The organism is Ruegeria atlantica (genome assembly GCF_947495585.1).
Taxonomy (GTDB): Bacteria; Pseudomonadota; Alphaproteobacteria; order Rhodobacterales; family Rhodobacteraceae; genus Ruegeria; species Ruegeria atlantica_G.
On sequence record NZ_CANLZK010000003.1, the window covers coordinates 361,286 to 380,798 of the forward strand.

18 protein-coding genes are annotated in these 19,513 nt (G+C 55.9%); 7 read left to right on the top strand and 11 right to left on the bottom strand.

All coding sequences use genetic code 11. The features are described 5' to 3' along the window. Nucleotides 1-6 precede the first annotated feature (6 nt). Entirely contained in the window at nt 7-843 is an 837-nt protein-coding gene (locus QMP16_RS09315; protein WP_282152138.1) for a 5-deoxy-glucuronate isomerase, read from the top strand. Further along, nucleotides 840-1,679, top strand: coding sequence for a class II fructose-bisphosphate aldolase (locus QMP16_RS09320; RefSeq protein ID WP_282152139.1), 840 nt, complete (start codon nt 840-842; stop codon nt 1,677-1,679). The genes QMP16_RS09315 and QMP16_RS09320 overlap by 4 nt, the downstream gene beginning before the upstream one ends. A 9-nt stretch (nt 1,680-1,688) precedes the next feature. Here QMP16_RS09320 and iolB read toward each other — a convergent pair whose 3' ends face one another. The 9 genes from iolB to QMP16_RS09365 form a co-directional block, all read right to left on the bottom strand. Beyond that, nucleotides 1,689-2,495, bottom strand: a complete 807-nt coding sequence (gene iolB, locus QMP16_RS09325; RefSeq protein ID WP_282152140.1) for a 5-deoxy-glucuronate isomerase — start codon at nt 2,493-2,495, stop codon at nt 1,689-1,691. A gap of 48 nt (nt 2,496-2,543) precedes the next feature. Then, entirely contained in the window at nt 2,544-3,725 is a 1,182-nt protein-coding gene (locus QMP16_RS09330; protein WP_282152141.1) for a phytanoyl-CoA dioxygenase family protein, read from the bottom strand. Between the two features lie 48 nt (nt 3,726-3,773). Then, nucleotides 3,774-4,673 (bottom strand): myo-inosose-2 dehydratase, encoded by a 900-nt coding sequence (gene iolE / locus QMP16_RS09335; RefSeq protein WP_282152142.1) that lies wholly within the window; start codon nt 4,671-4,673, stop codon nt 3,774-3,776. Continuing rightward, a complete protein-coding gene (iolD, locus tag QMP16_RS09340) occupies nt 4,670-6,502 on the bottom strand; it encodes a 3D-(3,5/4)-trihydroxycyclohexane-1,2-dione acylhydrolase (decyclizing) (RefSeq protein ID WP_282152143.1) in 1,833 nt (610 codons plus the stop codon). Before iolD ends, iolE begins: the two co-directional genes overlap by 4 nt. Before the next feature lie 81 nt (nt 6,503-6,583). Continuing rightward, a complete protein-coding gene (locus tag QMP16_RS09345; RefSeq protein WP_282152144.1) occupies nt 6,584-7,402 on the bottom strand; it encodes an ATP-binding cassette domain-containing protein in 819 nt (272 codons plus the stop codon). Between the two features lies 1 nt (nt 7,403). Next, nucleotides 7,404-8,528, bottom strand: a complete 1,125-nt coding sequence (locus tag QMP16_RS09350) for an ABC transporter permease (protein WP_282152145.1) — start codon at nt 8,526-8,528, stop codon at nt 7,404-7,406. An 81-nt stretch (nt 8,529-8,609) separates the two neighbouring features. Next, nucleotides 8,610-9,551: a sugar ABC transporter substrate-binding protein gene (locus tag QMP16_RS09355; protein ID WP_108859931.1), complete on the bottom strand. Its 942-nt coding sequence runs from the start codon at nt 9,549-9,551 to the stop codon at nt 8,610-8,612. A gap of 136 nt (nt 9,552-9,687) precedes the next feature. After that, nucleotides 9,688-10,686 carry an inositol 2-dehydrogenase gene (gene iolG / locus QMP16_RS09360; protein ID WP_282152146.1) on the bottom strand — a complete coding sequence of 333 codons (999 nt, stop codon included), beginning with the start codon at nt 10,684-10,686 and terminating at the stop codon, nt 9,688-9,690. Nucleotides 10,687-10,762: 76 nt separating this feature from the next. Continuing rightward, nucleotides 10,763-11,665, bottom strand: a complete 903-nt coding sequence (locus tag QMP16_RS09365; RefSeq protein WP_282152147.1) for a LysR substrate-binding domain-containing protein — start codon at nt 11,663-11,665, stop codon at nt 10,763-10,765. A gap of 173 nt (nt 11,666-11,838) precedes the next feature. On the opposite strand from QMP16_RS09365, the gene ugpB reads away from it, so the two are divergent. The 5 genes from ugpB to QMP16_RS09390 all read left to right on the top strand — a co-directional run bounded on the left by ugpB (nt 11,839) and on the right by QMP16_RS09390 (nt 16,961). Beyond that, nucleotides 11,839-13,149 (top strand): sn-glycerol-3-phosphate ABC transporter substrate-binding protein UgpB, encoded by a 1,311-nt coding sequence (gene ugpB, locus QMP16_RS09370; protein WP_282152148.1) that lies wholly within the window; start codon nt 11,839-11,841, stop codon nt 13,147-13,149. A gap of 61 nt (nt 13,150-13,210) precedes the next feature. Continuing rightward, nucleotides 13,211-14,092, top strand: a complete 882-nt coding sequence (gene ugpA / locus QMP16_RS09375) for a sn-glycerol-3-phosphate ABC transporter permease UgpA (RefSeq protein WP_282152149.1) — start codon at nt 13,211-13,213, stop codon at nt 14,090-14,092. 20 nt (nt 14,093-14,112) lie between these two features. Continuing rightward, entirely contained in the window at nt 14,113-14,949 is an 837-nt protein-coding gene (ugpE, locus tag QMP16_RS09380; RefSeq protein WP_058274572.1) for a sn-glycerol-3-phosphate ABC transporter permease UgpE, read from the top strand. A gap of 3 nt (nt 14,950-14,952) precedes the next feature. Next, nucleotides 14,953-16,008, top strand: a complete 1,056-nt coding sequence (gene ugpC / locus QMP16_RS09385; RefSeq protein WP_282152150.1) for a sn-glycerol-3-phosphate ABC transporter ATP-binding protein UgpC — start codon at nt 14,953-14,955, stop codon at nt 16,006-16,008. After that, entirely contained in the window at nt 16,008-16,961 is a 954-nt protein-coding gene (locus QMP16_RS09390) for a glycerophosphodiester phosphodiesterase family protein (RefSeq protein WP_282152151.1), read from the top strand. Before ugpC ends, QMP16_RS09390 begins: the two co-directional genes overlap by 1 nt. Nucleotides 16,962-17,506: 545 nt before the next feature. On the opposite strand, the gene QMP16_RS09395 is transcribed toward QMP16_RS09390, so the two are convergent. Continuing rightward, nucleotides 17,507-19,123: a GMC family oxidoreductase gene (locus tag QMP16_RS09395; RefSeq protein ID WP_282152152.1), complete on the bottom strand. Its 1,617-nt coding sequence runs from the start codon at nt 19,121-19,123 to the stop codon at nt 17,507-17,509. A 45-nt stretch (nt 19,124-19,168) separates the two neighbouring features. Then, complete coding sequence (locus QMP16_RS09400) at nt 19,169-19,357, bottom strand: hypothetical protein (protein ID WP_282152153.1); 189 nt, start codon at nt 19,355-19,357, stop codon at nt 19,169-19,171. Nucleotides 19,358-19,513 lie beyond the last annotated feature (156 nt).

The following is a 19,513-nucleotide window of genomic DNA, read 5'->3' on the forward strand; positions in this document are numbered from 1 at the left end:
CCCCTCATGCACATCGCTCCCTATGACAATCAGAACAAACCGATCGTCGACGCCGATGATCCAACGGTTCCGCTGAACTACTTCAACATCGTCAAACTGAAAAAGGGCGAAGCGTTTGAATATCAGGTGCCCGGTTATGAGACGTGTATCGTGCCCGCCACGGGCAGTGTCGATGTCGACGTAGAAGGCGAGCAGTTCGCCAAGCTGGGCAAGCGGGGCGAAGACGTCTGGGATGGGGATCCGGAAGGCGTTTATGTGCCGGTCGGCGCTAAGGTCCAACTGGTCTGCGTGTCGGATGAAACCGAAATCTTCATAGCGGGCGCCAAGTACGACAAGGTACTGGATCCGTTCGATGTGCGTGAACACGACCTTGTGCAATACGGCAGCGACGACACTAAAACGCATCGCAAAATCAAACACATCCTCGGCCAGAAACAGCACGACAAAGTGGGTCGCCTGCTGATCAGTGAGCTGTTCACCGTGGGACAGGGCGGCTGGTCAGGCTTCCCCAGCCACAAGCATGACACGAACCGTCTGCCCAACGAGACGCGGCACGACGAGACCTACAATTTCCGTTTCAAACCCAACTGGGGATCGGGCCTTCAGATGTTGCAGCGTGAGGACAACGAACCGGGCGACGCCTATCACATCGTCGACGGCTCAACGATCTGCATCGACAAGGGTTATCACCCCTGCTGTGTTCTGCCGGGATACGAGATGTACTATTTCACCATCCTTGGCGGTCTGACTCAGCGTTCGCTGGTCCAGTACTTCCAACCAACCCATGCCTATCAGGTCGAGACCATTCCAGGCATCAAAGACATGATTGCCAAATTCAAATGACCCTCGCGACACTCAAAGACGTCCTCACCCCTGCATACGAAAACGGCTACGCTGTTGGCGGGCTTGTTACGCTGGGATGGGAGGATATGCGCGCCTATTTAGCCGCAGCCGAGGCGGAAAATGCGCCGGTGATCCTTCAGGCTGGTCCAAGCTGCCGCGAACACACGCCCCTGCCTGTTCTGGGCAAGATGTTTCGCTTCCTGGCCGAGAATGCCTCGGTTCCGGTCGTGGCCCATCTGGATCACGGTTATACATTCGAGGACTGCAAGATCGCATTGGACAGCGGGTTCACATCGCTCATGTTTGACGGGTCACGCAAGCCGCTGCAGCAAAACATCGACGAAACTGCTGCCATTGCCGAAATGGCGCATGCTGCGGGGATTTCCTGCGAAGGTGAGATCGGGTTTGTGGGGTATTCCGGCGGCGAAGGATCTAACGGGACAGATCCAAACGAGGCCGCGCAGTTCGCTCGTGAAAGCGGCGTGGACGCAATGGCCATCTCAGTCGGAAACGTTCATCTGCAACAAAACAAAGAAGGCGGATTGGACGAGGCTCGCATCGCCGGAATCGACGCTGCGACAAGTGTTCCGTTGGTCATTCATGGCGGCTCTGGCGTGCCTGTGGAACAACGCAGCCGGTTGGCGCGGGAAACGTCGATCTGCAAGTTCAATATCGGTACCGAACTGCGCATGGCATTTGGTAACGCGCTGCGCGAGGCAGTCAACCGAGACCCTGACAGATTTGACCGCGTGACAATCCTGAAAGAGACCCACGACCCGGTTGAGGCGGCAGCCCGCATGGTCATTCGGGCCTTTGGTGCGCCCGCGCAAAGTTAGGCGTGGGCGTTACGCGTCGCGCTCCATGATCCATTCAACTTCGGGGGCCGGAACAAAGCGCCATTTGCGCAGCGGTCCGGCCATAACGTTCAGATAATACATCTCGAACCCATAAGGTGCGCCGCATGGGTGATGACCGCGGGGCACGCAAACAACATCGCCATCGGATACAGCCATAGTCTCATCCAACTGCCCATCATCGGTATAGACACGCTGAATCCCGAACCCATTCGCCGGGTTCAGACGGTGGTAGTAGGTCTCTTCCAGATAGGTGATCCGCGGAAAATCATCTTCATCGTGTCGATGGCTGGGATACGATGACCAATGCCCGTTTGGCGTAAACACTTCGGTCACCAGCAAGCTATCAGCATAGTCCTCATTCTCCATCGCGATGTTGTTGATATAGCGCGTATTTACGCCCTTGCCGCGCTCGGTCAAAGTAATGCCTTCGGGGCCGATGCGTCGCGCAGAGTGGCCATTCTTGCCCGGGGCTGTACACACCGCAATCACGCAATCCGTTTCGGCTGTGGCCGTCCATTCTGTGCCGTTCGGCAGATAAAGACAGTGCGGCGGCGTCTTCTCAAAAACGTTCATCCGATCACCCAGAACACCCCAGTCCCGCTCAGCTCCGGCGATGCGGGCCTTGCCCTCGACCATGACCAGAATGACCTCGCGATCACCCGTTGCCTCGGCCACTGTATCGCCTGCCCGAAGGTGGTAAAGCCCAAACCCCACATAGCGCCACCCGGCACTGGCCGGAGTGATGTCATGCACTTTACCTCTGGTACCAAAGGGCTTTTTGAGCAGGTCGGCCATGTGTTTTTCTCCGTGTAGGGCGGGCTTGGAATGCCCGCCCGTTTTCCCTCAGGCAGCTTGCCTTGTTTCCAGCGCCGAGAATGTCTCGGCCAATTGTTGTTCGGTCCAGCCTTCTGACACAGCACAACGCAAAATGTCGGCCTGACTTTCCGGGGCGTTGCCACCGACCGGAGGATCCGTATCCAGATTGGTAGGGAACGGGTATCCCTCTGCCGTGGCGGCGATGACTGCATCCAGTTCGGCCCCGATCAGCTCACCACGTTGTTTCAACGCAATAAGCGAAGGAAACACCGTCTCAGACATGGACCGCCGGTCAACAGTTTCCATCGCGCGACCAAATGCAGATGAGATTTGCAACAAGTTCGCCATTCGGTCGATATCCGCACTGCGATTTTCACCAGCCGCATGGAACAGTGCCGGGTTGAAGAACACAGCATCCCCCTTGTCCAGCGCCAGCTGGATATAGCAGTCTTCGAAATGTGCCCGGTGGCCCTCGTCATGAAACGCCAGGTAGCCCGGCGGATAAATCTGCGAGAACGGCAGCAGCTTGGTTGGCCCGCTTTCGACTGGCATGTCGCAATGGGCAATCGCCCCCTGCAATGTCAGTGATGCCGTAACAAGATGTGCGTGCACTGGATAGCGCGCAGCACTTTCTGCGCTCTGAAATCCAAGGTGGTAATCCCTGTGAGCCTGCTGCGCTTTACCGCCTGGACGCACTTGATTGATCTGTGCCGTGACCTGATAGTTTGGCCCCAACCACGCCTCGCAGGCTGCAGCAACAGCCGTGTTCCCGAAATAGAGGGCAAAACCCTCGGGGTCGCGCAGACATTGCTTTTGCAGGGCGTTCCAGATCCGATCATTGGCCCCGGACGCCGCAAAGTGGTCACCCTCTCCCGCGCCGCTTTGTCTTTCGTCAACTATGATCTGGCGAAAGACATCGGTTGCGCGGTCAATTGCGGAAGTATCGGCGAACGCACGTTTAAGAACGATCACGCCCGACGATTTGTCCAACACATGTCCCCACTCGGCCAGCAGAGCCTTGCGCTTACCTACGTTTTCCAGCGCAGGGCGCAGCTCGTCCATGTCATAGACTGGAACGTTCTTTTCGATCGTGGCGGCGTTCGGGACAACATCGGCTGTAAGGTTCTGCGAAGTCAACACCTTGAATTCATCCAGATCACAGGATTCCCGGTCGAAATAGCCGACAAAACCTAGCTGCTGATTTACCATGATCTTCTCCTTTTCATGGCTTCGGTGTTAACCCCGTATGGAGATTTGTTACGACTGGACCTCCAATCCTGCCTGTCCACAGACGTCGAGAATGTGCTCGTAGCCTTTCTTGGAATATTCGTATGGCGGAGCCTTGGCCGGGTCCTGTTCGGCCTCCACAACGATCCATCCGTTGTAATCCAAGGATTTGAGCGCATTCGCCACGGCCTGAAATTCGATACACCCGTCACCTGGTACGGTGAATGCTCCGGCGACGACCGCATCGAGAAAGCTGCGATCATTCTCTTTTACGTCCTGTACCACAGCCGGGCGGATATCTTTGAAATGCACGTGATGCACACGATCGCCCCAGCGTTTGAGTGTCGCCATCACATCGCCGCCGCCAAACAACAAGTGTCCTGTGTCAAAGCACAGGTTCACCTCCGGGCCCGAACCTTCCATCAACCAGTTCACGTCATCTTCGGTCTCGATGATCGTGCCCATGTGATGATGATAGGCCATCGGCATCCCCTGATCGGCCATCCATTTGGCCAGCTCGGTGATCTTGGCGGCATAGGCCAACACTTCGTCTTTGGATAGCTTGGACCGGTTGTTCACCGGCGTACCTGCCTGACCCTGCACGGTGTTAGAGCATTCCGCATAGACGATACACGGACTGTTCAGGGCCACGAATTGTTCAACCTGTTCCCGCACGGCCTCACGTTCTGCAGCGAAATCGTTGACCAGTGACGCACCCGAGCACCACCCGCCACAGAGCGCAATGTCATTGCCTTCCAGATAAGCAAGTAGCCCTTCGGTATCGCTGGGCATCCGCTGACCACGCTCGACACCGGTGTATCCGATCTCGCGCGCCTCTTTCAGGGCCTGTTCCATCGTGTACGCCGCCGTCAGGTCCGGCAGGTCATCATTCTGCCAGGCGATCGGAGAAATCCCGATTTTCACGCTCATTTCGTGTTTCTTTCCTTGATCGCCAGCTCATAGGCCGCGCGTTTTTCGTTCACTTTGGGGCGGATGCTGACTTCCGGAACCGCCACTTCCCACCACGTCCCGCCGTATTCGGTCGAGGGGTACGGATCGGTGTCGATGACCACCACATAAGGCCCTTTGATATCGCCACGCTTGGCAAGCGCGTCTTCCAGTTCCGCAATCGAGCTGACCTTGACCGAGGTCGCGCCCATTGCCGCAGCGTGAGCCGCGAAATCGATGGCCGAGGGGTTCTCGTGCACAGCATGATCCAGCAGATTGTTAAACTCGGCTCCACCTGTGCCCATCTGCAGACGGTTGATACAGCCAAAGCCGCGATTGTCGGTAATGACCACGGTGAACGAGATGCCCATCATCGCAGCCGAAGCCATTTCCGAGTTCGCCATCATGTAGGTGCCATCGCCGGTAAAGCAGATCACATCGCGATCCGGTTGCGCCATCTTGATGCCCATCGCACCAGCAATCTCATACCCCATGCAACTGAAACCATATTCCATGTGATAGGCACCCGGACGCGGGGCCTTCCACAGCTTGTGCAGTTCTCCGGGCATGGTGCCCGCCGCACACATGACGACAGTATCGTTGTTCGAGGCACGCTGGACCGCACCAACCACCTGCATATCGGTCGGTAACGCATTCCCATCGCCAGGGGCATCGGTCAGTTTGTCGACCTTGCCATACCAATCAGCCTTAAGCGTATCTGCCACAGGATCGGCACGGTGTCCTTGCAAAGCCGAACCCAGCTCCTCAAGCCCAACGCGCGCATCTGACTGCAGGGGCATCGCGCCGTGCTTTTCAGCATCATAGGCAGCGGTATTCAGGCAGATCATCTCGCGCTGTGGGTTCGAAAACAGACCCCACGAGCCGGTCGTGAAATCCTGCAGGCGAGAGCCAACCGCCAATACCAGATCAGCCTCAGCGCAGACCGAGTTTGCCGGTTCGCCACCGGTCACGCCCACGGGTCCAAGGTTCAGTGGATGATCCCATGCAAGCGCGGACTTGCCAGCCTGTGTTTCCGTGATGGGGATATTGTGCGTTTCCACGAAACTCTGCAGCGCGTCCGTAGCGCCAGAGTAGTGAACGCCGCCACCCGCCACGATGACCGGGCGCTTTGCCGCTTTGATGGCAGCGACGGCGCGGGCCAGTTCACCTTCGTCAGGGCGAATGCGACGCTGATACCAGACGCGCGGCTCAAAGAAGCTTTCAGGATAGTCATAGGCCTCGGCCTGAACGTCCTGACAGAAGGCCAAAGTCGCCGGCCCACAATCAGCGGGGTCTGTCATTGTGCGGAAAGCCCTTGGCAGTGCGGTTAGCAGGTGCTCTGGCCTTGAGATGCGGTCGAAGTAACGGCTGACAGGTTTGAAACAATCGTTTGCACTGACCGTACCGTCGCCAAAGCTTTCAATCTGCTGCAACACAGGATCAGGACCGCGCGTCGCGAAGATATCCCCAGGAATGATCAGCACCGGCAAGCGGTTCACATGCGCCAAGGCGGCGGCTGTCACCATGTTGGTCGCGCCCGGTCCGATGGACGACGTCACCGCCATCGCGCGCGTGCGCCGCATCTGCTTCGCATACGCGATAGCACAATGCGCCATCGTCTGTTCGTTATGGCCGCGATAGGTCGGCAGGCTGCCTTTCACAGCATGCAGCGCCTCGCCCAGGCCAGCCACGTTTCCATGGCCGAAAATAGCCCAGACACCTGCGATAAAAGGCTCTCCGGCCTCATTCATCTGCGCGCCTAGATAGCGAACCAGAGCTTGCGCTGCGGTCAGTCTGATAGTTTTGCCCATATTGATCCCTTTCAACTCAAGGCCACATGGCCAGTCCGTTGAATTCCAGTTTTTCGAAAGCTGGGTCTGCGCGGGACCGCGTCAGACCGTTCCGCCCAAAGACCCTTCCAGCTGGGCCAGTTCCTGACCGCCTGCCATCAAGTCCTGTAGTTCTTCGGGCGAAATCTCACCCCGTATGGCCGTGCCCAGAGTTTTGCCCCGGTTCAACACTGTAAACCGATCGCCGACGGCCAGCGCGTGCCGAACATTGTGGCTGATAAATACCACCCCCACACCCTGACTGCGCACTTTGTCGATAGTCGCCAAAACGTTCGAAGTCTGGCGCACGCCAAGAGCCGATGTAGGTTCGTCCAAAATCAAGATCTTAGCACCGAAATGCACGGCCCGTGCAATCGCAACCGTCTGGCGTTCACCGCCTGACAACGTACCCACAGCCTGATCGGGACCACGCAGGTTGATGCCCATCTTGCGCATCTCTTCCATGGTGATCTCATCAGCCTGTTTCTTGTCAAAAAAACTGATCCCGGCGACTTTGCGCGTGGGTTCATTGCCCATGAAGAAGTTGCGGCTGACGCTCATCAGCGGGATCATCGCCAGATGTTGGTGCACTGTTGCGATCCCGGCTTCGATAGCATCGCGCGGGTCCTCAAAATGCATAGGTTTGTCTTCAAAGATGATCTCGCCAGCTGTCGGCTTATGGACCCCGGACATGGTCTTGATGAAGGTTGATTTACCCGCACCATTATCACCCAGAAGGCAGTGACACTCACCCGGCTTCAGATCAAAGCTGACCCCGGCCAGAGCGATCACAGAGCCAAAGTGCTTTTCAATATCGATCATCCGGATGATCGGATCCTGAGCATTTGCATCGCCGTGGTGGAATTTCGAATCTTCAGTCATCTCAGCGTTCTCCTGTGATGATGCGACGAATGTAGGTGTTCAGGATCACGGCGCCCAGCAGGATCACGCCCAGGAACACCCGGAACAGAGAGCTTTCGACGCCCGCAAAGAACAGCCCCTGCTGAACGACCCCAAAGATCAGCGCCCCAAGGGCCGCCCCAAGAACCGAGCCGTAACCACCAGTCAGCAACGCGCCACCGATTACCACGGCGATGATTGCCTCGAACTCTTTCAGCAAACCACGATCCGCACCGGCTGAACCGAACTCCATCACCTGACAGGTCGCAAAGACCGTCGCGCAGAAGGCGGTGAACATGAACATCAGAACTTTGACTCTGTTCACCGGAACACCCGAGTTACGCGCAGCCTCGGCGTCGCCACCCGAGGCGAAGATCCAGTTGCCGAATTTTGTTTTCGTCAGAAGCACATGACCGAAGATGATGAGCACGATTGCCCAAATGATCAGCATGGGAATACCGTCAACCACTGGCTGACCCTCGCGCGTGCCGCGTTCAAAAGTTCCGATCAGGCCATTATCGCCCAGCCAGACAAAAAAGCCCTGCCCTACTTTGCCGCCAAAAACAGAGGCCAGCCAATCGCCCTCAGCCACATCCCGGATACCGCCAATGATGGTTTTCCGCTCGATGGTCTGCGGCAGAAAAATGGTAAAGCCACGCAGGATGAACAGGAAAGCCAGGGTAACGATAAAGCTGGGCAATCCGGTGCGCACGACGATGAAGCCGTTAAGCGCCCCGATAGAGACACATAGTGCAAAGGTCACTATGATCGCTATCCAAACTGGCCAGCTGAGCGTGACCGAGAAGATCGCGATCATCATCCCCGCGAACCCGATCATGGACCCGACAGACAGGTCGAACTCGCCAGCAATCATCAGCAGGCATGCGCCCACCGCGATGATCATGAACTGGGCCGAAACAATCGACCAGTTCATAACGCCCTGCGAGGTGAACATTCCGCTGTCAAAAGCAAATAACAGAAAAAACGTGAATACAGCGACGGTGCCGACCATGCCGCCCAGTTCAGGGCGGATCAGGGCTTGTCGCAAGGGTGAGATCTGTTTGACCCGCTCGTCACCACCAGCTGCGGATTGCGCTGACTCAGCCATTGTTGCCTCCTTGGCGCGTTCGTCTGAATGCTTGCATCAGGTGGTGCGGACACACGTCATGCGTCCGCACCGTTTTGAAGATCAGCGGTATTCGCCCGCGAACTCTTCGATCTTTTCCAACCCGTCAGCGGTCACGAAACCGGGACCCGAGTTGATGTTGTTGCCCGGCAGAACGCCGTAACGGTGGTAGTTCGTCATCACGACGACTGGCAGATAGGCCTGCAGGAAGGGCTGCTGGTCGATGCCCCACTGGATCACACCACTTTTGATGCCTTTGACGATTTCACCGCCCAGGTCAAATGTGCCGAAGTAGATGTCACCGGCCATACCATTTTCTTCCAGCGCCAGAATGGTCGGGTCAGCCGAAACCGGGCCAAGTGTCAGAACGGCGTCCGTGTCAGGATTTGCCGACAAGTAGGCCAGAACACGGTTCTTGATCTCGGCCGGGTCTTGGCCCGCGTCGATCATCTGCTCACCCAATTCGATGCCCAGGCCGTCTGCAAAGCCCTGGCAGCGTTCTTGGCTGGATGGCTGCACGATATAGTGGTTTACGCACAGGAAAGAGCTGATACCATCGCCTTTGGCGCGCTGGCCTGCGGCCAATCCAGCGTCATATTCCGGCTGACCGACATACATCAGCGCACCAACTTCGCGCGCCTTTTCCGGCGTGCCGGTGTTCATGATGATGACGTCGATACCGGAATCCACGGCGGCTTTGATCGGACCTTCCAGAATGTCCGGGTCGGCCAGCGTAGTGATGATACCATTGGGTCCCGAAGCTGCGGCTTGATCGATGATCCGCGCCATGTCGGCAAGGTCACCGGTAGGCGGGTTGCGATATTCAACCTCGACACCCATCTGATCGCCCGCCAGGGCAATACCATTCTTGATGGTGTTCCACCAGCTGTCACTGTCCGGAGCATGGCTAACCAGAATATACTTCTCGCCTTCTGCCGCAACGCCTGTGGCGCCGGCAAATGCGACTGCGCTGGCCATCAGCACACCTTTTACGATTTTTTTCATTTCCATTCCTCCCAATAGAAAATTCAATCTTGGTGCCGGGTCTGCCCGGCCATTCGGCTAAACCGAATCTCGTCTGCTCCGATCGGTGATCGGGCTTCCTTCAGTTTCCGGATATCCGATCATTTTGCAACCGGTTTCAAAAAACTTCCTCCATCGCAACCGGCCTTCCGGACTGTGCCGAGCGTGTTGCGGCTTCGGCCATCGCCAACGCCGCGACACCATCCTCAAGTGTTACCGGCACGTCCGAGCCGGACTGAATGGCGCGCGTAAACGCATCCCATTCGGCGCGGTAAGCGGCCATGTAGCGTTCAAGAAAGAAATATGTTGGCTTCGCTCCGGTCACACCGTCAGCCGTTGATTTAACAACCGAATTCTCAAGGACATTAAGCGCCTGCAAAAGACCCCTTGAGCCCAGCAGTTCGACCCGTTGATCATACCCGTATGCTGCCCGCCGCGAGTTCTTGATCACGGCCAGACTGCCATCCGGATAAGTCATTGTTACCACAGCCGTATCCACGTCACCGGCCTGCCCTATTTCCGGATCGACGACCGAGGTTCCCACGGCTGAAATGGTGACAGGAATTTGTCCCGTCAGGTAGTTGGCCATATCAAAATCATGGATCATCATGTCCCGGAACAACCCGCCCGATACCTTGACATAACTTACCGGAGGCGGCGCCGGATCAAACGACGTAATGGACAATAGTTCAGCTTTACCGACCTCGCCCGCATCATAGGCGGCTTTCAGCGTCTGGAAATTTGGGTCGAAGCGACGGTTGAAGCCAAGCATGACCGGTTGACCAGTCGCGCCCGCGGCTTTTTGGCAAATTTTTGCTCGCTCAAGGTCCAGATCGACGGGTTTTTCGCACAGGACCGCTTTGCCGGCCTGCGTTGCCGCTTCGATCAGATCGGAATGCGTATCGGTAGGCGTTGCGATCAGAACTGCATCGATGGTGGAATCACCGATAATCTCGTCAGAGCTTTGTACCCTGGCCCCGTACTCAGCAGCCAATCCGACAGCGGCATCATTCACCGCGTCTGAAATAGCTGTCAATTCGGTTTTGGGGTGTGCCGAAATCGCTTCCGCATGCACGCGACCAATACGTCCGGCCCCCAGCAATCCGATCTTCAACATACGGTCCCCCGAATCAATTCTCAGGTGACACAATCAATATTTTTGCAACCGGTTGCAAGAATTAATTTCGACGGCCCTATTCTGCTTTGAAAGGCTCAAGGCTGTCTCGGAACTGCTCGATGAATTCCAGCGTCACTAGTGAAGGTTGTTTCAAAATCGGGCGAACAAGCGAGAGAGTATGCGGCAAGAATGGCTTGAACGGTCGATAGCTTAATCCGAGCGCTGCGTATTGGACGGCGTCAAGTTCGCTTACGACGGAGACGCCAACGCCCTTCACGGCCAATTCACATGCCGCCGTGAACTGCCTGACTTCAATATGGGAGTTTAACTCCACATTGGCACTTTGAAACGCTTTTGAGAGCCGCCCGAAAAAGTCGCTGTCGCGTCGTGTGTGGATAATTTTGCTATTCACGAGGTCCGCCGGTGTAACCTCAGAGAGGTTTTCCAATTCACTTCCGGAGGGGAACACACAAACCGTCCGGACCTCGATATCCCAGCTTTCGACGGCGGGGTGACCGTTAAAGCTGTCGGTGATCCCGAAATCATACTGCTCGCCGATCATCCATTCAAGAATGCGCTCAGGTCTGTCAGGTTCGATCGTCAGGGTGACGCCGGGCCGATCCTTCAAGAATCTGGCGACAACATCGGGCAAATGGCTGGTGGCGAACCCCGGCAGGCATGCAACACGGATATGCCCTGCTTTGCGCTGTGTGATGTCCTGGCTGACGTCAGATATTTGCCTCATCAGTTCCAGAACACGCTCGACGCTGGGTAAAAGATACCGAACTTCCTGCGTCGGCACCAACCGGCCTTCGCGGCGATCGAAAAGCTGAAACCCAAGTGACTTTTCAAGATCCGAAAGCAACCTGCTGACGGCTGGCTGGCTCACCCCCAGGTCGGTCGCTGCCGCCGTGACAGAGCCGTTGGTTGTTACAGCCATAAGAGCTTCTAACTGCCGGACCCTAAGAATTTGACTCATTACCGATCCCAATCTGCCGCCCTGGCCTCATAACACTATGTTATTTTTTTATCCAGTAAATTGGGCTTGAATTATATTTCTGTAACGTTAACGTCGTGAAATCGTCATGTGTGCCGTTTACCCGTTGCGGTCGGTATTCAACGAAGCATCGAACCTGATGCATGGGAGGAATCATGAAAAAGAATTTTCTCGGCGCTCTCGCCGTAACAACTGCATTGTCCCCAGTGGCGGCAATGGCACAAACCGAGGTCCAGTTCTGGCACGCCTTTACCGGCCGCCTTGGTGAGCTTGTCAAAGCCCAAGTGGAAGAATTCAACGCCAGTCAGGACGAGTATGTCGTGGTTGAAAGCCACAAGGGCAACTACTCGGAAACCCTGAACGCAGGCATTGCTGCCTTCCGCGCCGGTGAGCAGCCGCAAATCCTGATGGTATTCGAGGTCGGCACGGCAACGATGATGTCAGCCGAAGGTGCGATCAGGCCGGTCTACGAAGTGATGGCTGAAAGTGGCGCGTCTTTTGATCCCGACGCGTATATTGGTGCCGTCAAAGGATACTATACAACCACTGACGGGGACATGCTTTCGCTGCCCTTCAACTCATCCACGCCAGTTCTTTGGGTCAACCGAGACGCGTTCGAAGCGGCCGGCGTTGATCCAGACACGGATCTGTCCACGTGGGAAAAGGTTGGAGACGTACTTGAACAGCTCAAGTCCGGGGGCGAAGACTGCCCGCTGGTCACCGCATGGCAGAGCTGGATCCATCTTGAGAACATGTCGGCCTATCACGACGTTCCGTTCGCGTCTAAGGACAACGGTTTTGCCGGTCTCGATACCGAACTGATGCTGAACGGTCCGGCGCAGGTGGCACACCTGACCGCGATGGGTGACTGGGCCAAGGATGGCAAGTTCATCTACACCGGTCGCAGAAATGAAGGCGGGGCGAACTTCCGGTCAGGCGAATGCGCATTGTTCACTGAAAGTTCGGCAGGTTACGCGGGCATCAAGGCAGAGGCCGAATTCGACTTTGACGTCCGCCCGCTGCCCTACTGGGAAGCCGTCACAAGTGAGCCGCAGAACACCATTATCGGTGGCGCATCCCTTTGGGTAATGGAAGGTCATGACCCTGAGGAGTACAAGGGCGTCGGAGAGTTCCTAAGCTTCCTATCATCGTCTGACGTGCAGTCGGCCTGGCACCAGAACACCGGCTACCTTCCGATCACGGCCGAAGCGGGTGATGCGACACGTGCGGCAGGTTTTTATGACGAAAACCCCGGCACCGACATCGCTGTGATCCAGATGACAGCGAAAGAGCCGACCGCAAATTCCAAAGGTCTGCGTCTGGGATCATTCGACCAGATCCGCGGTATCATCGACGAAGAGCTTGAGGCAGTCTGGGCCGGTGAGAAAACTGCTCAGGAAGCGATGGATAGCGCGAAGGAACGTGGTGACGCGCTGCTGCGCCGCTTCGAATCCGCCAATCAATAAGTCATAACTTCATGCGGGCCCTTTTCGGGCCCGCATTATCTTTCTTCGGTGGAAAATCAGGATGGAAAAACGCGTCACCTTTCGCGGCTGGCTATTGCCATTGGCGCTGATCGCCCCACAGGTCATCATTTCCGCCGTCTTCTTCTTTTATCCCGCCGGTCAGGCGGTGTGGCAGTCCCTGTTCATTCCCGACCCGTTCGGTCTGTCGTCGCAGTTTGTGGGGCTCGGCAACTTTGAGTTCCTGCTGAGCGACAAGTATTATCGCGCATCTTTCATCACAACCGCCGTGTTTTCGACGCTTGTGACGCTCTGCTCGATGATACCGGCGCTATTTCTGGCAGTTATCGCGGACAGGCTCATTAAAGGTTCGGGTGTTTATCGCACATTGCTGATCTGGCCCTACGCCGTGGCCCCCGCTGTGGCCGGTGTACTTTGGCTGTTCATGTTTAACACACGCGTTGGCGTGGTGGCGTGGTATCTCAGCCAGCTTGGCTATGACTGGAACCATGTTCTGAACGACACCGAAGCTATGGGGTTGGTTGTCGTCGCCTCGGCCTGGGGGCGCATCAGCTATAACTTCCTGTTCTTCTTTGCGGCACTGCAATCCGTTCCCCGCTCGGTCATCGAAGCGGCGGCGATTGACGGCGCGCATTTCTGGCGCCGGTTCTTCACGATTGTGCTGCCGCTGCTGTCTCCGACTGCATTCTTCTTACTGGTGGTGAACGTTGTCTATGCCTTCTTTGAGACCTTCGGGGTGATCCACACGATCACTGGCGGCGGCCCACAACAGGCGACAACAATCCTGGTCTACAAGGTCTTCTCAGATGGGTTTGTAGGGCAGGATCTTGGATCATCTTCGGCACAATCTGTCATCTTGCTGATTGTTGTCGGCCTACTGACCGTCATTCAGTTCAAATACGTTGAAAAGAGGGTGCATTACTGATGGCAGCCCAACAACACGGAATGGTCGAAAAACGCGGCGTAGGCATCTGGTTCACCCATGCGTTCATGATCCTAGGCGTTTTGATCATCTTTTTCCCGATCTGGCTGGCCTTTGTAGCCTCGACCGTGACCCAGGCAGACATCGTCTCGCCACCTATGCCCGTGGTGCCAGGTGATCAGTTCTGGGTGAACTACAAAGCGGCACTGTTCTCAGGGGTAAACGTGCCCGTCGCAACGATGCTGTTCAACAGCCTGGTGATGGCCATTGGCATCGCGGTGGGCAAAATCATCATCTCCCTGCTGTCAGCGTTTGCGATTGTCTACTTCAAGTTTCCCGGCCGTACGACGTTTTTCTGGCTGATCTTCCTGACCCTGATGCTGCCGGTCGAGGTGCGGATTGTTCCAACCTTCGAGGTTGTTGCCGGGTTCGGCATGCTCAACAGTTACTACGGTCTGATCTTTCCCCTGATTGCCTCGGCAACGGCGACCTTCCTGTTCCGTCAGTTCTTCCTGACGATCCCTGATGAACTGGCCGAAGCAGCTCGCGTGGATGGCGCGCGACCGATGCGGTTCTTCATCGACATCGTGGTGCCCATGAGCCGGACCAATATCGCGGCGCTGTTCGTGATCTTGTTCATCTACGGGTGGAACCAGTACCTGTGGCCGCTGCTGATCACGACCGATCCTGAAATGAACACCATCGTGATGGGCATCAAGCAGATGTTCCCTTCGGGTGATGATTTTGCGCATTGGCCGACAATCATGGCGACCTCAATTCTGGCAATGATCCCACCGGTCATCGTTGTGGTGTCAATGCAAAAGCTCTTTGTCCGCGGCCTTGTCGATAGCGAGAAATAAGAAATGGCAACAGTAACCCTAGAGAACGTCAAAAAGAGTTTTGGCCCGACGGATGTGATCCACGGTATTGATGTCGATATCGCAGACGGAGAGTTCATCGTGATCGTCGGCCCCTCGGGCTGCGGTAAATCCACGCTACTGCGAATGGTGGCAGGGCTGGAAACGGTTACGTCCGGGGAAATCCGGATCGGTGAGGAACGGGCCAACGACAAAGAGCCAATGGATCGGGACATCGCGATGGTGTTCCAGAACTATGCGCTCTACCCGCACATGTCCGTGCGTCAGAATATGGGTTACGGCCTGAAGATTGCCGGGCTTCCCAAAGATCAGATCGATCAAAAGGTGACTGACGCAGCCAAGTTGTTGCAGTTGGAACCTTTGCTGGATCGTAAGCCCAGACAGCTGTCGGGCGGTCAACGCCAAAGGGTGGCCATGGGCCGTGCCATCGTCCGCGAACCGGCAGTCTTCCTGTTTGATGAGCCGCTCTCGAACCTCGATGCCAAGCTGCGTGTTCAGATGCGTCTGGAAATCCGAGAGCTCCAGGAAAAGCTTGGAGTCACCTCCCTGTACGTTACGCACGACCAGGTCGAGGCCATGACGATGGCCGACAGAATGATCGTGATGAATGGCGGTATCGCCGAGCAAATCGGGACCCCGTTGGAAGTTTACGAAACTCCCAGAACTCTGTTCGCAGCGCAGTTTATTGGCAGCCCTGCGATGAATGTGTTTGATGCCCGGCGTGAAAACGGGATGGTCAAGATCGGAGAAATTGAGGTCGGCGCATCTCAGGGACCTGATATCGCGGTAAAGTTGGGGATACGACCAGAGCATCTGTTGTTGGACGAAAACGGTCCGTTGGAAGCAGCAATCCAGATTGCGGAACCATTGGGGGCAAACACACTATTGCACGGCCAGCTCATAGGCTCTGGCAGCGCGATTACGATTAGCCTTCCGGGTGTCCACCCAATCGAAGGCCAGCATCCGAACATGCGGTTTTCGATCGCCTCAGAGAATATGCACCTGTTTGACCATTCAACCGGTGAAAGGCTGCAAAGCTGATGACATTTCCACAGGTTGAAGCCTTTCGAGGCGGTGAAAACCTGATCCGGGTTGTAGGGCACCGGGGTGCACGCGGCGTTTTACCTGAAAACAGCATGATTGGCTTTGACTTTTCGCTGTCCATCGGCGTCCCGCTCCTGGAATTTGATGTCGTTCTGACCGCAGATAGTGTTCCGGTCATAACCCATAACCACCGGCTGCACGCGCCGACGTTTCGTGACGCCAATGGTCGATTTTTGGTGGGAGAAGAGCCAAAGGTTTCCTCGTTAACCGTTGAACAGATTCAGCAATTCGACATCGGACGGTTGGATGGGCACTCCGCCTACGGTCGTCGTTTTCCAGACCAGGCCCAAATAGACGGTGTTCGTGTTCCAACGCTGATGAACTTGCTGGAACTGGTCGATGACCCAAAATACAGCGATGCCTGTCTCATGCTCGAACTGAAGTCGGATCCAGACTTGGCCCACGACGCATCCTATAGACAGAAATTCGTAAAGTGCGTGCTGCAAGAGCTACACACGACAAGCATGTCGTCGCGCGCAGTCCTGCACAGCTTTGATTGGAATTTGTTGGAGGAATGCCAACGGCAAGCTCCCGATATGCCATCTTCCTACCTGACTCAGTTGCCAGATAATGCGGACGATATAGGCGAAGACTCTTCGAAAGCGGTCTGTCCGGACTTTCGCGGCCGTCACGATGAAATTCCAAATTTGGTCAAGGAAGCTGGTGGCGCGCTTTGGTGCCCGTACTTTGCGGATGTGACTGCGGAAAGCGTGGCTCTTGCCAAAAAGCTGGGCCTGTGCGTCGCTGTGTGGACCGTCAATGAAAACGACGAGATCGGCAGGATGATTGAACTGGGAGTGGATTCAATCGTGTCTGACTATCCTGGACGGGTGCAAAGGCATCTGTCGGATTTGGGGATGAAGTGGAGTGCGACCCACTGGCAAAGCTAATTCAGGTATGAACGTACCAAACACGTTCCTTGCCGCCGGGAAACCCCATACAGCTGCCCACAATAAGGTTGCTGTAAGAAAACCAAAAAAAATTATCACCGGCAGCGCATCCAATAACACAAGTGCCGCTTGCGACACACCGGATGTGAACCCAAAAAAGACAAACCCTTGACTAAAACTCTTTGTCTGCAATCGGACTGTTGTTCGTCACCGAATGGTACCTTGCCTGAAGCAAAATAGTCCAGGCGTCGCGATCACTGATTTGCGCACTGTGGCGACAATTGAGCAGATATCACCGCCAGACCCGCGTCGAGACTAATTGAATTGCTTGAAACCATTGGGGCAGTGTTTCACGGCGCGCGCCTTCGACAAGCAGGTGGCGGAGATTGAGAACGCATTGCCGTGCACAACCGCAACACCGATCTTGGTATACACTTCGCTTGGCCCGCGGGACAAATCCGTAAGGGAAAAGGGGAAGTACGACCCTCAAACAATTTGTGCAACAAATCCGGAAACCTGCACCAATTGCACGCGATATCCATCACTTACCGAGTTCCTTTGCGGATCATATCCGCCGCTTTTTCAGCAATCATCACAACCGGTGAAGCCGTATTGCCGGATACAATTTTTGGCATAATAGATGCGTCGACCACCCGTAATCCCGACAGTCCATGCACCCTGAGATCCGCGCCGACCACAGCAGATGCATCGGAGCCCATTTTGCACGTGCCGACAGGGTGGAAAATAGTTGTGGCGATATCACCTACACCTTTCACAAGGTCTTCCTCTGTCTCCATCGCCGGGCCGGGCAGGATCTCTTCAGGCTGATAGTGTTTCAAAGCGTTCGCCGTCATAATCTTCCGCGCCTGTCGCACGGATTTCGCTGCAACGCGTTTGTCGTTTTCGGTTGAAAGGTAGTTCAGGCGAATATCAGGCTGTGCTTCGATGTCTTTCGACTGAATATGGCAGGTGCCCACGCTTTCAGGTCGCAAGTTGCAGACCGAGACAGTAATCGCAGGGAAAGGGTGAAGCGGATCACCCAACTTGTCGGTGGACAGCGGCTGCACATGGTATTCCAGGTCGGGTGTGGCCAGATCGGGATTGGATTTTGTGAACATCCCAAATTGGCTGGGGGCCATCGACATTGGCCCTGATTGCGTCAGGCCGTATTGCAATGCAATCTTTGCTTTCCCAAGCAGCGAATTCGCCATCGTGTTCAGGGTTTTTGCGTTCTGGACCTTGAACACAGTGCGGATTTGCAAATGGTCCTGCAGGTTCTCACCCACGCCCTGACTTTCGTGTTGCAAGACGATGCCATGTTCAGACAGCACATCGCCCCGGCCCACGCCTGACAATTCCAGAATTTTAGGCGTGTTGATCGCGCCCGCCGCCAACAAGACCTCGGACCCGGCATAGGCGTCATATTGAACGCCCTTGTGCAGGTAGCGTACGCCCGTCACCTGCTTGCCATCGAACAACAGCGTCTCGGTTTCAGCATGGGTCAGAACGCGCAAGTTGGGCCGTTTCATCGCCGGGCGCAAAAAGCCTTTGGCCGTGTTCCAACGCACACCGTTGCGTTGATTGACCTCGAAAAATCCGGTCCCTTCGTTGCTGCCATCGTTGAAGTCTGCGCGCGGTTGGATGCCAAATTCCTTAGCGCCCTCCTGCACGGCTTTCAGAATGTCCCATTCCAAGCGCTGTTTCGAGACCTTCCATTCCCCTCCGTGCCCATGCATGTCTGCGGGCCCGGCATGGTGATCCTCGGATTTTAGGAAATAGGGCAACACGTCATCCCAACCCCATCCGGCATTGCCCAGCTGCCGCCAATGATCGTAGTCCGCTGCCTGTCCGCGCATATAGATCATGCCGTTGACCGAGGTGCATCCCCCCAGCACCTTGCCACGCGGATAAACCAGCGAACGTCCGTTCAAGCCCGGCTCGGGGGCAGTTTTCATCATCCAGTCCGTGCGCGGGTTGCCAATGCAATAAAGATACCCCACCGGTATATGCACCCAGTGGTAGTTGTCTGAGCCGCCGGCCTCGAGCAACAGCACCCGCGTTTTGGGGTTTTCTGTCAGGCGGTTGGCCAGAACGCACCCGGCCGTGCCCGCGCCGACTATGATATAGTCGTAATCCCCATCAAGTTTCCGGACGTCTGTCATTGAATTTTGGTCTTTCTGATTAATTTACGACGACGAGTTTGCCGATCATGCGGCCAGTTTCAATAATCGCGTGGGCTTCTTTAATCGTGGCCGCTGACAAGCCATGAAGCTTTTTTGTTCGGTTGCCCGGATGATGCCATCATCAACCAGACGGGCGACACGCGACAAAATCCGCCCTGGGCGCGCCAATTCTGCTGTGCTGAGTAGGAATCGTGTGAACATCAGCTCCCACATCAGCACGTCGGAAAGTTCTTCGGCAAGCCCTGCGGAGCGGGTATCCCGGGACCGAATGCCCAGCAGATAAAGCCCGTTTCCGTGGCCGGCGCAACCGATGCCTTATCGACATTGCCGGTATCAGCTCCAAATTCGGCACCGGCGTTGTTCCCGTTG